This window comes from Asaia spathodeae NBRC 105894 (assembly GCF_025994195.1).
Taxonomy (GTDB): Bacteria; Pseudomonadota; Alphaproteobacteria; order Acetobacterales; family Acetobacteraceae; genus Asaia; species Asaia siamensis.
Genome location: NZ_BAPY01000026.1, coordinates 163,244 through 175,732, shown reverse-complemented (window position 1 = coordinate 175,732; position 12,489 = coordinate 163,244). Strand labels below are relative to the sequence as shown.

Below are 12,489 nucleotides of genomic sequence, written 5' to 3'. Positions count from 1 at the left end.
GCCAAACCTTCGCACGCCGAGATGTTTCGCCTTCTGGTGACAGATGGTGACAGCACGGGGGCGTCCAGCCAGTCACTCTCGACACTCGATCTGGCGCGGGATGCCTTTCCGGAATTACGTGGCGGTCAGTTGGGTGTCAGGATCGCGACAACCGATGCCGAGCGCGAGGCAGCGCAGGCGCTGCGCTATCGCGTCTTTTTCGAAGAGATGGGTGCGCGCGCCGATGAGCGCACCGCCCGGCTGAAACGCGATATCGACGATTTCGATGAAGTGGCAGACCACCTGCTGGTTATCGACCATGCCGTCTCTTCCGGAGCGGAAGGTGTGGTGGGCACATATCGTCTGCTTACCAGTGACAAGGCAGCCCTTCTCGGGCGTTACTACACGTCCAGCGAATACGATATTTCCCCGCTGACCGAGTTTCCGGGGCGCCTGCTGGAGGTTGGCCGCTCCTGTGTCGATCAGCGTTATCGCGGTCGTTCGGCCATGCAGCTCCTCTGGCGGGGAATTGCCTCCTACATCTTCCTGCATAGGATCGATGTGCTGTTCGGCTGTGCCAGTCTGCCCGGTACCAATCCGGAGTTGATGGCAGACGAACTGACCTATCTCTATCATAACCATCTGGCGCCCCCGGCGCTGCGTATCCGTGCCCTGCCGGACCGTTATGTCGATATGCAGCGCAGTGATCCGCATCTGCTCGATCACCGTAAATGTCTCTCCAGATTGCCGCCTCTCATCAAGGGATATCTGCGTCTGGGTGGTTTCATTGGTGACGGCGCTGTCGTCGATGAGCAATTCAACACGACGGATGTTGCCGTTCTCGTCAAAAGCGAGCTTCTGGCAGACAAATATTACCGTCACTATGAGCGTCGCCTGAGGGACGCTCTCGAATAAAACCAGGAGCAAACTGTGACTTACCGGCTCTGGAATTCTCCTTTCCCGCCGAGCCGGCTTCCATTTTCCACCGGGAAAATGATTCTGGCTGATCTTCTCGTCGGGGCCTTTGCAGCCCTGGCGCTTCCGCCCCTCTTTTTTCTGCCGGCACTGGCACTCGGGCTTCTCTACCTTTATCGCTGCACTCAGGATGCTTCGAGCGTCCGACAGCTGGCTCTCCACGCCTTCTTCTTCGGCCTTGGCTACCATACCCTGGCGCTTTCCTGGCTGACCAATGCCATCCTGACCCGCGCCCATGAGTTCTGGTGGGCCGTGCCTATCGCTGCGCCCGGATGTGCCCTGATTCTGGCTCCGCTTACCGTGGTGCCCGTCCTGCTGTGTCGTCTGGCGCCTTCCGGTCTGTCCAGAATGATCCTGCTTGCAGCGCTCTGGACACTCGCCGACATGGCACGTGTCTTTATCTTCACAGGTTTCCCCTGGAACCCGACAGGCAGCGTCTTCGAGCTTCCCGGTCTGGCAGGAGACATCCTGATCCAGCCTGCTGCCTATATTGGCGTCGACGGGCTGAGTTTCCTCGCGGCTCTTACCGGCCTTCTCGTATGGCACTCCCACCGGGCGCGCATTTTTCTGGGCATCTTCTATGCCGCATGGATCGGGGCAGGCTGGTATCGCCTCTCTCATCCGACCCTGCTTCCGGTAACCAATCCGGTGGTCGCCCTGCTGCAGGGTAATGTGCAGGAGCGTGATATTCTCTCGCGTTCGGGAGCACTGGACGCGTTCAGGCTCTATCTGCGTCTGACGAATGAGGGGGTCGCCCGGGCGCGTGAAGTGGCCGCAGATCGCAGCGTCGTCTATCTGTGGCCTGAATCCGGATTTCCAGGGCTGCTGGACGAGGATGAAGCCGCGCGCCGTCTGATTGCGCAGGCCGCAGATGGTGCCTGGGGCATGATCGGGTCTGACCGGCGCGATGCACAGAACCGCTTTTACAACAGCGTCATGGCGCTGGATGAAAGCGGCCAGATCGCAGCGGTTTATGACAAGGCGACACTCGTGCCGTTTGGAGAGTACCAGCCGCGTTTCATCCCGTTTAATCTTCTGCCTGACCAGCTCACACCGGGACGCGGCCTCGCAACCTGGTCCCTTCCTGCTCTGGGGCAAGTGGGCCCCATGGTTTGCTATGAGATTATTTTCTCGGGGCATGTTATCGGGCCAAGCCGACCCAGCTGGCTCGCCAATGTCACCAATGATGCATGGTTCGGTAATAGTGCCGGACCACGTCAGCATCTCGCCACGGCCAGAATGCGCGCCGTCGAAGAGGGGCTGCCGGTCGCCCAGGCGGCAAATATGGGAATCACCGCAGCATTTGATGCTTCGGGGCATGAACTGGGGCGTCTGCCCTGGGGGCATGCAGACAGTCTGGTGATTGCCTTACCCTCGCCTCAGCCACCGACCATCTTCGCCCGCTATGGAAGGAGTCTGCCGCTAATTCTCTGTGCTTTTGGGGTTTTTCTGGCTGTTTTCCTTGGGCGTCAGCAAAGTTAGATAATAAAAGGTTAATGCATTGCGATTGGCGCCTGCGATTAACCCCAGTATGAGTCCTTGTGCATGAGTAATACCACGAAAAGCGCTTCGGCTGCGGGTCCGATAGACGCGCTTGTGGGAGCGCGTATTCGGCTTCGACGGACTCTTCTGGGTATCTCTCAGGAGAAGCTCGGCGCAGCACTTGGATTGACCTTCCAGCAAGTGCAGAAATACGAGCGTGGCGCCAACAAGGTTGGTGCCAGCCGTCTCTATGAGATGTCGCGCGTACTGAATGTACCGATAGGGTTCTTTTTTGATGATCTGGCAGGTGTCGGGACGTCGAACCCGGGGTTTTCCTCGCAGGGCGCGGGGTTCTCCGAGGCGCCGCCCGACTTCAATGGCAAAGGAAGCGAGATGGGGCGTGACGCATCGCGTTTTGCGGGAAAAAGCTCTGATCTCGACGAGTCATCGCTCGAGCTTCTTCGGGCGTTTCAGCGAATCTCCGACGAGCGTGTCAGGCGACAGCTCGTCAATCTCGTCAAGAGCATGGCCTCGCCCGAATAGGGGGCGCGCCCGGCAGGTTCTATTCGCGACGCAGAACCTGATCTGTCAGGAATGACGCCAGTTTCCCGGCTACGAAATCCTGCTTGAGCTGAACCTCGTCATATTCGTGTTCGACCCAGTCAAGAAACGGGATTCGACCCTCGGCCTGGCTCTGATAGCGCAGAACGAAGGCGTCCAGAATGCCGGTACGGGCGCGATTGAAATGGCCAAAACGCCAATGGAGCTGCCTGAGCGCCTCGGCTGCAGAGCCTCCCTCAAAGAGAATGACCAGAGCGGAGGCCAGACCGGCGCGATCGGCACCCGATTTGCAATGCATGAGCATCGGCATGTCGATGAATTTATAGAGACCGGCAAAGCGCAAGATGCGATCGCGATGCGGGGCGCCACGGCTTTCAAAGGCCATGTCGACATGGGCAAGGCCAAGGTTCTGCGCGGCATTGCGTGAGAGCGCGTCTGAGCCACAGCGCCGGTGACCGCGCAGATTGACCAGCGTATGGAGCCCCAGGCGGCGCTTCAGACGCGCGAGCCTTGCCGGCGTCGGGTGATTGCAGCGATAGACCTTGCCCGGCACCACCGTTGCCAGATTGGTCCAGGGCAGGCGAAAGATCGCATGATCGACAAACAGGCTGTCGATCCACGCCCTGCGGCGACCACTGGGTGAGGCAAGCGATCCATCGAACACGAAATTCTCTCCTTGAGACAATTCGCCCTGCCTGCCGCAGCGGCGCCCATCCGTCAATTGCCGCGCGTGAGTGAGGTTGATACAACTCATTTCATGCGTGCCTTTTCGCTTCTCTTCTTGATGACGGTTCTTACCGGCTGCGCGGCAGAGACGTTTGGCCCGCCCAGGCCTGACCTGGCTGTCAACGGTCCGCCCGGCCATCCGCCAGGGCGCCCGCCCCATCACGACCGTATGGCCCGCGCCTATGCTTCGTTGCCCATCGCCACTCCGGGTATGGACGGGCAGTCTGGCCCGCCAATGCTGCCCGGGCTTGCAACAGAGACGGTCACCAGTGAGGTCAAGCCGCAATACGCGGTGCCTGACGCAGAAGTCTCTTACGGCAAGAAGGATGCGGGGCATGAGTGAGTTCGTGACCGGGCAATATGACCCGCGTGCACGCGATTACGTGCAGAGTGCAGTCCATGCCGCGGGCGCAGATCTGGATCATATGGCCGCTCTGGTGAAAGCATCAGAGGCGCGCGTTGTTCTCGATCTTGGTTGTGGGGGAGGGCATGTCAGCTACGCTGTCGCGTCTCATGTCAATCGGGTCGTGGCGTATGACCCGACACGCAGCATGGCACGTGCGGTGCAGGAAGAAGCGCACAAGCGTGGCCTTGCCCAGCTAAGCCCGGTTTGCGGTTATGCCGAGAGCCTGCCATTTGCCGATTCATCGTTCGATGCTGTTCTGAGTCGCTTCAGTGCGCATCACTGGGCCGATCTGGAAACGGGGCTGAGTGAATGGAGGCGGGTCCTGCGTCACGGCGGCACAGGGATTCTGGTTGATACGGTCGCCCCGGAAAATGCCATGGCCGATTCGGTGCTGCAGACCATAGAAACGCTGCGCGACCCGTCTCACATGCGCAATTACAAGGTATCGGAGTGGCGCCGTCTGCTTGCCGCTGCCGGTTTTGAGGTCGAGGCCGTCACCAACAGGCGGCTGCGCCTCGATTTTGTACCTTGGGTAGCGCGTACGAAAACGCCAGACCTGCATCAGCAGGCCATTCTTTCCCTGCAGCGTGCGACCAGCCCCTCTGTCAGGGAAATGCTGGAAATCGACGAAGATGGCAGCTTCACGCTGGACACGGCCCTGTTCGTCCTGTGCTGACCCCTCGCGGGGTCGCGCCTGCAAACTGGACTGTCAGTCCGAAATATGACGTGCTTCTTCTGGCAGCATCACTGGAATGCCGTCGCGAACGGGATAGGCCAGCCCGGCCCCCTTGCTGATGAGTTCCTGCGCATCGCGGTCATAGACCAGCGCTTCCTTGGTGACCGGGCAAACCAGCATGGAGAGAAGGCGTGGGTCGAGATCCTGAGCCATGTTCGAAATCCTGAAATGTTGAGAGGCCGTATCGCCGGGGCGTCTGTTCATGAAACATGACGCCTCGACTGGGAAACCCGGCCCTGATCTGTGATAGGGCCGGAGAAGGCTCAGGAAAAGAGCAGGGCGGAGAGCTTGCGACGGGCCGGAAGCGTTGCCGGGTCGCTGTTTCCCCACGCTTCGAAGAAGCGCAACAGCTCGGCCTTTGCGGCCCCTTCATTCCATTCACGGTCCTGGCGCAGGATCGACAGCAATGTGTCGGCAGCTTCTGCCTTGTCACCCGCGCCGTTCAACGCACCGGCAAGACGAAAGCGCAGGGCGAGATCATCAGGCGCGGCGGCACATTCAGCGCGAAGCCCGTCCAGAGCCGAGGCAGCCTGACGGCTTTCCTTGTGCAGGGCCAGAGCAGAGCGGGCGCCGGAGATGCTTGGGTGCTCGGCCAGCTTGAGCGGCACCTGACTCAGGGCTTCATCGGCACCTTCATCGTCATCGAGAGCGATCAGGGCACGGATCATGCCTCCCCAGCCTTCGGGGTTCTCTGGCTCCATTTCCAGTAGAGACGCATAGAGACTGGCCGCTTCTGCCGCCTCGCCGTCCTGCAGGGCGGCATTGGCGGCGGCAAGCAGGTCGGCGCTGGGCATGGTGGCGCCTGTCGCCTTGAGGACCTGCTCTATGAAGCGACGCACCTCGCTCTCGGGCTGGGCGCCCTGCATGATGTCGAGAATCTGTCCCTTGTAGAAAGCAGCGACCAGCGGGATCGACTGAATGGGCAGGCCGATCTGTCCGAGCTGTGCAGCCAGCGCCGCATTGGCTTCGACATCGACCTTGACCAGCTTGACCCGGCCGCCAGCCGCCGTGACGGCGCGTTCAAGAATGGGCGTGAGCTGTTTGCACGGCCCGCACCAGGGGGCCCAGAAATCGACCAGTACCGGAAGCTGGCGGCTGGCCTCCAGCACTTCTGGCATGAAGCTGCGCTGGTCGGCATCGACGATCATGGCGCCAGCATTCTGGGGGGCGCCCGTTACACCCTGCGGCTGGGGAGGGTTCTGCCCGATGATGTAATCCATGGATTCTCTCTGTTCTAAGGCGATGCCGGTGAGGGGCTTTCCGCCCGGTAAGCTTGGCTACAAGATTGTTCTGAAGCCCTTGGGAAGCAAGTCCGACAGGGCCTGACGCAGGGAAAGTGAAAAAAAACGCGTTTTTTGAAAAAACCCTCTTGCGCCATAACGCTGTAGGCAATATTAACCCGTCCAACGGAACGCGGGCGTAGCTCAGGGGTAGAGCACAACCTTGCCAAGGTTGGGGTCGTGGGTTCGAATCCCATCGCCCGCTCCAGACAAGACTTTCATTTGTCTGGAGCGGCGCTTCCGAAATCCAAGATAAAATCCAATACACCAAAACGAGTTGCAGTGATTACTTTCTCACTTTCGCGTGAGGCGGTTCCTGTATAACCCTTGCCTGTTAATGAACCTGTCTCCCTGTGCAGAAAATACCGCCAGGATAACGGTTGCGTTCATAAAATAAGAAATTAAACCGTTGCGAAGAAACAAAAGAACAGCACGGCGTAATTTTGAGACAAAATCCCACTTTTGCAAAAATAAGTCGTCCAGTCTTGGCTGGATTGCCTCGCTTCTTCGTGATCGCTTTCGCTTTTTGCATGACGATTTCGGCGCGCGCCTCTGATGACGAGCCGCAACCTAAACGCGAGCAATGGTATACTGGCTCGCTCATCTCGCCATCTGGTCCGCAATTCAAGGCGGGTGTGCTCGGGATCGAACCGTATCTTACCTATAATCAGGCAGTCGATTATCTCGGGGCCAACGGCTCGAGTGCGCCGATGGATGGTGGACAGAGAACCATCAGCAACTCGACCATGGTGAAATATGGTCTGACCGATCATATCAGCATCCAGATCTTCCCCGCGATCAGCTATGGCTGGAAGAAGCATGACGGTAATACGAGCGGGCTCAAATTTGGCGATATGCCTGTCGATTTCCTGTGGCGCTTCCTAGACCCTGATCCTAAACGCTATATTCCGGTCATGAGCCTTTTTGTCGGCATGCTCATGCCGACAGGCGATTACTCGCAGCTTGGCCGCAGCCAGGATGGTGTAGGCAATGGCGCCTATGTCTTTCGTACGGCCCTGGTCGAGCAATCGACCTATGAACTGCCCCATGACTATACGCTGCGTCTGCGCATGTGGGGCACATTCCGGCGTGCGGTTTCCTCCGCGCAGCTTCAGGACATGACGAGCTATGGCACGACCAAGGGCTTTGTCGGGCGCGGGCGCCCTGGTATGAACGGTCAGACCGGCTTTTCGCTCGAGTTCGGTTTCAACCAGCGTCTCGTGCTGGCGGTCGATATGGTGCGCGACTGGTCCAACGGGTCGCGGGTCTGGGGCTCCTATCGTGACGGAAGACGCATCGACCGTATCGGGGCCTCGTCAGGCGACTGGATGGTGGCGCCAGCCCTCGAATACAGCTGGTCACCACGCTTTGGCGTGATTGCAGGCGCCTCGACCTTTTTCGCGGGCCACAACACCAGTCTGACCGTTTCGCCACAGATTGCCGTCAACATGATGTTCTGACGGCGTCAGCCGCCGTTTGCCGGGCTTGTGGGCTTGCCTTGCGACAGGGAGCGCGTCACGCTTCCTTTTGTTCAAGCTCTTGAGGAAAACGGCATCATGGCGGCTGAAGGCAAGTCTCGCATCCTGCATCGTCAGCTCGGGCCGTTCAGCCTGCTGATGATGGGTATCGGCAGTGTGGTCGGTGCCGGTATCTATGTTCTGCCCGGTATTGCCGCCGCCCATTATGCCGGGCCTGCCGTCTCTCTCTCATTCGTTCTGGCCGCCATAAGCTGCGGCTTTATCGGCCTGTGCTATGCCGAGCTTGCTTCCGCCCTGCCCGAAGCCATGGGGGGTGCCTATGGCTATTCGCGCGCTATTCTGGGCATTGGCCCTGCGTGGTGGGTCGCCTGGATGCTGGTGCTTGAATATGCTCTGGCTGGCTCGGCCGTGTCGGTTGGCCTGACCGGCTATCTTTCCGGTCTGCTGGCATCCTGTGGCCTGACCCTGCCTGGTGCTGCCACCAATTCGACGGTCATCTGGCATGACGGGGGTTTCCACCTGGCTGGCCAGATTAACGCGGTCTCGCTCTGTCTGGTTCTTGTGCTTGGCCTGATCCTGTCTCGGGGCATTCGTCAGGCGAGCCGGGCGAATGGCGCTTTCGTTCTGCTCAAACTGGCCGTTCTGGTCGTTTTCGTCTCCGTAGGCTGGAGCCATGTCAGGCCTGCTCTGTGGCATCCTTTCCTGCCGCAATCCGAGGGCGGGTTCCATTTCGGTCTGGCGGGTCTGTTGCGTGCCGTCGCGGTTGTGTCCTTTGCCTATCTCGGGTTTGACTCGATCTCGATTGCTGCATCGGAGGCGCGCAATCCGGGACGTGATGTGCCTTTCGGTCTGATCGGTGCGCTGGCGATCAGTGCGGTGCTCTATGTGATGGTGTCGCTGGTCATGACCGGGCTGGTGCCGTTTCGCGCGCTCGATGTCGCAAGCCCTGTCGCCCTTGCCGTACAGGCCCTCGCCATGCCGTCTCTGGGATTCGTTCTGCAATTCGGATCGGTGATCGGTCTGGGGTCTGTGCTGTTCGTCAGTCTCTATGGTCAGTCACGGCTCTGCCATATCCTGGCTCATGACAGGCTGATCAGTGAGCGGTTCAGTCTGGTCGATCCGAAAAGCGGCGCACCGGTTCTGGCGATTGCCATGACGACGGCGCTCACGGCCCTGACCGCAGCCCTGCTGCCCATCGCGCTTCTGGCCGATCTGGTCAGTATCGGCACCATGATCGGCTTTGTCGTGATTGCAGTGGCGGTCATGAAGCTGCGTGGCGATGCCACACGCGCTCCGGCGCGTTTTCGCGTACCTTTGCCCGGTCTGCGCGTCGGGACTCTCTGGATCGGTATTGTGCCCGTGCTGGCGATCGTGACCTGTCTGGTCAATCTGACCACTGTGCTAAGTGATCTGGTTGCACAAAGCCTGAGAGGCGACTGGATCCCGCTCGGGTTTCTGGCGTTATACTGTATCGCAGGCTGGGTGCTCGGGCGTCGAAGCGCGAGGGCGATCCACAAGGCGGGATGATGCAAGGGGAAAGTGGTGCCGACACTCGGAATTGAACCGAGGACCTACTGATTACGAATCAGTTGCTCTACCCCTGAGCTATGTCGGCGTCCTTGGCGCGGTGCTATAGCCGAGACTGCGGGGGACTGCAACAGGGCAAACACCTATCTCTCAACGGAATCGTTCGCTACACTATGATTCATGTCTGATCGCTTCCATAAGCGTCTGTGGCGCAACGCCGTCACGATGACTTCTTCCGTGACGCCTTCTCCGACGCTGAAAGTCGTGGAGGGTGTGCGCGAATGCCCTTATTGCGGGCTTTTCCAGACAGTGCCGCGTCTCAAGCGCGGGCAGGTGGCCTTCTGCACGCGGTGCGATGCCCAATTGGCCCGGCGCAGGCGCACGGCGCCTATCGCTGCCCCCACGGCCTTCTGTCTTGCCTCGGCAGCGCTCTATCTGGCGCTTCTCATCACCCAGTTGCTGACCATCAATGTTCATGGTCGCGTGAACACGGTCACGATTCTGACAGGGCCGATCGAACTCGGCAGAGAGGGGTTTGGCGAAATCGGCGTCATTGTCGGTCTGACCACGCTGGTCATGCCGGGCATCGTGATTGCGCTCATGGGGGCCATTCTAATCGGGGCCAGCCGGCGGCATATGCCCGACTGGGCGCCGCGCCTCATGTCCTGGTACGACAGGCTGCGCGAATGGTCGATGATCGAGGTTTATATTCTCGGCGTGTTCGTCGCCTATACCAAGCTCATCGATCTGGCGATTGTCGATCTGCAGGCTGGCGTGTTTCTGATCGCGGCGCTCATGTTCACCATGGCCGCCACTGATTCCACACTCGACGTCGAGCGTATCTGGCATAACCGCGACATTCGCGAAGAGATGGCTGATGGTGAGGGACGTATCCTGCCAGTCGAGCATCTGACAGCAACTGAAGAATTCATGCCATCGCTGCAGCATATGCTGTCCTGCCATTCATGCGGGCTGGTCATGGCATTCGATCATCCTGTCTCGCGTGAAGGCGATATGGGCGATTGCCCGCGCTGCCATCAGATCCTGCGCCGACGCAAATCCAACAGCCTGACCAATGCCGCCGCCCTGCTGATGGCCGGGATTATCTGCTATATTCCGGCCAATCTCCTACCGGTCATGACCTATACGAAGATGGGTCAGCCCGACACCAGTACCATCATCCATGGCGTGATCGAGCTCTGGCAGTCCGATCTGATTCCGCTGGCGCTGCTGGTGCTTTTTGCCTCGATCACCGTGCCGGTGCTTAAGATCGTCTCTCTTGCCGTCATGGTTATCGGCACATGGCGCAAGCAGAAAAGGGGCCTGCGCAATCTCACCAAGCTATATCGACTGATCGATCTGATCGGACGCTGGTCGATGATCGATGTGTTCATGATCTCAATTCTGGTTGCGATCGTACATTTTAATTTTCTCGCCAATGTTCTCGCCGATCCAGGTGTGGTTTTCTTCACAATCGTCGTCATTGTGACGATATTTGCGGTGCATAGCTTCGACCCACGCAGCATGTGGGACGCCGCAGGGGAAAACGGCCCGGTTCCGGCTCCCGACGAGGCAAGACAAAATTCCGCACCGGGAGGGATCTCCGAGGGCGGTACTTCATTTCCTCCTCACGATATGGAGCCTGAGCGCGCGTGAGCGACCAAAACGATCAATCCCGTCAGAATTCACCCGCCCCCAAACAGGCCGGGGTCAGAAAGACGCGTTTCTCGGTCATCTGGCTGATTCCGATCCTAGCGATCGTGATTGCCGGATGGCTTGCCTGGCGGAGCCTTGCCAATCGCGGGCCGGACATCACCATCACCTTCGATACGGCTTCAGGCCTGACTGCGGGGCAGACCCAGGTCAAGAACAAGGCCGTGACGCTGGGTACGGTGCAGGACATCAGCCTGACGCCGGATATGCGCCGCGTGATCGTGCATGTGCGCATGAATGGCGATACCGAGGATATTCTGACCGATCATACGCGCTTCTGGGTCGTGCGCCCGCGTATCAACGGTGCCAGCATCACCGGTCTCGAAACGCTGCTGTCCGGGGCTTATATCGCGATCGATCCGGGCGAGAAGGGTGGTCGCTACGAGAGCAATTTCACAGGGCTTGAAGCGGCCCCTGGCGTGCGCTCGGACCAGCCCGGTTCCACCTTTATGCTGGTGACGCCTACGCTTGGCTCTATTGGTGAAGGGGCGCCGGTCTTCTTCCGTGACATGTCGGTGGGTGAGGTACTGGGTTACACCATGCCGCCGGGCGGCGAAGGCCCGATCATGGTCCAGGTCTTTGTCAAGTCGCCCTACGATCATTACCTGCGCACCGATACGCGCTTCTGGAATGTCTCTGGCGTTCAGGTCGGGCTCGGTGCAGGTGGGCTCAAGGTTCAGCTCACCTCGCTTCAGGCGCTGCTTTCGGGCGGTGTGGCCTTTGGTCTGCCGACAAGACGCCTCAAGGTGGATGCGCCCCAGGCGCCTGCCAATTCGGTCTTCAGACTATATGGCAGCCAGGCTGAGGCCGATAACGCGCGCTATCATCAGAGAATAAAGGCCGCCACCTATATCGACAGCTCCGTCAAGGGCCTCACAAGCGGGGCAACGGTCAGCATGTTCGGCATTCAGGTGGGCAGCGTGACCGATGTTTCGCTCAAGGTGAACGAAAAGGATGCTTCGGCCCGCGTCCGTGTCGAGATGGAACTTGAACCGGAGCGTGTCCTGAACACCGAAGACAGCTCACGCGATGCACGGCACAAGCTGCTTGAAGCATTTGTGGCGCGAGGGATGAGGGCTTCGGTCGAAAGCGCCAGCTTCCTGACCGGCGAATCGATGATCGGCCTGCAATTCGTCAAGAATGCCAAGCCCGAGAGCCTGACCTATGAGGATGATGTCGCCATTATTCCGAGCCAGCCTGGCGGTATCGACGGCATCATGGCCTCCGCGGCGACGACCATGGACAAGGTGGCGGCCATGCCGCTTACCCAGATCGGCGAGCATCTGAATGATCTGCTGGCACATGCTGATCAGCGCCTGGCGAGCCCGGAAGTGAAGCAGTCGATTGTCGCTCTGCGCGATTCGCTGCGTCATATCTCCGAGCTGACCCAGAATGCCGATCAGGGCATGAAGCCCCTGCTCAAGAAGCTGCCCGCCATGAGCGATGCGCTTCAGGGTACGTTGAAGAACGCGCAGGTGGTGCTGGCCAGCTATGGTGACGATACTGATTTCCATCGCGATCTGCAGGCCATGATCACCCAGCTCGGCCAGGCGGCGCGCTCCATACGCTTCCTGACCGACTACCTGAATCATCATCCTTCGGCACTGATTACGGGACGCCACTGAC

Annotated in this window: 12 protein-coding genes and 2 tRNA genes; 10 read left to right on the top strand and 4 right to left on the bottom strand. The window is 59.5% G+C overall.

Annotated elements, in window-relative coordinates; genetic code table 11:
* Window positions 1-21 precede the first annotated feature (21 nt).
* The 3 genes from AA105894_RS10190 to AA105894_RS10180 all read left to right on the top strand — a co-directional run bounded on the left by AA105894_RS10190 (window position 22) and on the right by AA105894_RS10180 (window position 2,979).
* Window positions 22-894, top strand: coding sequence for a GNAT family N-acetyltransferase (locus AA105894_RS10190; RefSeq protein ID WP_188425827.1), 873 nt, complete (start codon window positions 22-24; stop codon window positions 892-894).
* A gap of 78 nt (window positions 895-972) precedes the next feature.
* Complete coding sequence (lnt, locus tag AA105894_RS10185) at window positions 973-2,436, top strand: apolipoprotein N-acyltransferase (RefSeq protein WP_267311609.1); 1,464 nt, start codon at window positions 973-975, stop codon at window positions 2,434-2,436.
* A gap of 63 nt (window positions 2,437-2,499) precedes the next feature.
* Window positions 2,500-2,979 (top strand): helix-turn-helix domain-containing protein, encoded by a 480-nt coding sequence (locus AA105894_RS10180; protein WP_267311608.1) that lies wholly within the window; start codon window positions 2,500-2,502, stop codon window positions 2,977-2,979.
* Window positions 2,980-2,998: 19 nt separating this feature from the next.
* Here AA105894_RS10180 and AA105894_RS10175 read toward each other — a convergent pair whose 3' ends face one another.
* Window positions 2,999-3,661, bottom strand: coding sequence for a tyrosine-protein phosphatase (locus AA105894_RS10175; RefSeq protein ID WP_267311607.1), 663 nt, complete (start codon window positions 3,659-3,661; stop codon window positions 2,999-3,001).
* 12 nt (window positions 3,662-3,673) lie between these two features.
* Between AA105894_RS10175 and AA105894_RS10170 the strand changes: the two genes are divergently transcribed.
* Window positions 3,674-4,066 carry a hypothetical protein gene (locus tag AA105894_RS10170; RefSeq protein WP_267311606.1) on the top strand — a complete coding sequence of 131 codons (393 nt, stop codon included), beginning with the start codon at window positions 3,674-3,676 and terminating at the stop codon, window positions 4,064-4,066.
* On the top strand, window positions 4,059-4,805 hold the full coding sequence (locus AA105894_RS10165; RefSeq protein WP_267311605.1) for a class I SAM-dependent methyltransferase: 747 nt from the start codon (window positions 4,059-4,061) through the stop codon (window positions 4,803-4,805). The genes AA105894_RS10170 and AA105894_RS10165 overlap by 8 nt, the downstream gene beginning before the upstream one ends.
* Window positions 4,806-4,838: 33 nt before the next feature.
* Here AA105894_RS10165 and AA105894_RS10160 read toward each other — a convergent pair whose 3' ends face one another.
* Together AA105894_RS10160 and AA105894_RS10155 are read right to left on the bottom strand one after the other, a co-directional pair.
* Entirely contained in the window at window positions 4,839-5,018 is a 180-nt protein-coding gene (locus AA105894_RS10160; RefSeq protein WP_188425828.1) for a Trm112 family protein, read from the bottom strand.
* A 110-nt stretch (window positions 5,019-5,128) separates the two neighbouring features.
* A complete protein-coding gene (locus tag AA105894_RS10155; RefSeq protein WP_267311604.1) occupies window positions 5,129-6,085 on the bottom strand; it encodes a tetratricopeptide repeat protein in 957 nt (318 codons plus the stop codon).
* A gap of 193 nt (window positions 6,086-6,278) precedes the next feature.
* Here AA105894_RS10155 and AA105894_RS10150 point away from each other — a divergent pair.
* The 3 genes from AA105894_RS10150 (at window position 6,279) to AA105894_RS10140 (ending at window position 9,150) form a co-directional block, all read left to right on the top strand.
* A tRNA-Gly gene (locus AA105894_RS10150) sits at window positions 6,279-6,353 on the top strand.
* Between the two features lie 322 nt (window positions 6,354-6,675).
* On the top strand, window positions 6,676-7,605 hold the full coding sequence (locus AA105894_RS10145) for a hypothetical protein (protein WP_188425505.1): 930 nt from the start codon (window positions 6,676-6,678) through the stop codon (window positions 7,603-7,605).
* Between the two features lie 33 nt (window positions 7,606-7,638).
* Window positions 7,639-9,150 (top strand): APC family permease, encoded by a 1,512-nt coding sequence (locus AA105894_RS10140; RefSeq protein ID WP_267311603.1) that lies wholly within the window; start codon window positions 7,639-7,641, stop codon window positions 9,148-9,150.
* 13 nt (window positions 9,151-9,163) lie between these two features.
* Here the strand turns inward: AA105894_RS10140 and AA105894_RS10135 are convergent.
* Window positions 9,164-9,238, bottom strand: a tRNA-Thr gene (locus AA105894_RS10135).
* Window positions 9,239-9,330: 92 nt separating this feature from the next.
* Here AA105894_RS10135 and AA105894_RS10130 point away from each other — a divergent pair.
* Window positions 9,331-10,806 carry a paraquat-inducible protein A gene (locus AA105894_RS10130; protein WP_267311602.1) on the top strand — a complete coding sequence of 492 codons (1,476 nt, stop codon included), beginning with the start codon at window positions 9,331-9,333 and terminating at the stop codon, window positions 10,804-10,806.
* Window positions 10,803-12,488 carry a PqiB family protein gene (locus AA105894_RS10125; RefSeq protein WP_267311601.1) on the top strand — a complete coding sequence of 562 codons (1,686 nt, stop codon included), beginning with the start codon at window positions 10,803-10,805 and terminating at the stop codon, window positions 12,486-12,488. The genes AA105894_RS10130 and AA105894_RS10125 overlap by 4 nt, the downstream gene beginning before the upstream one ends.
* Window position 12,489 lies beyond the last annotated feature (1 nt).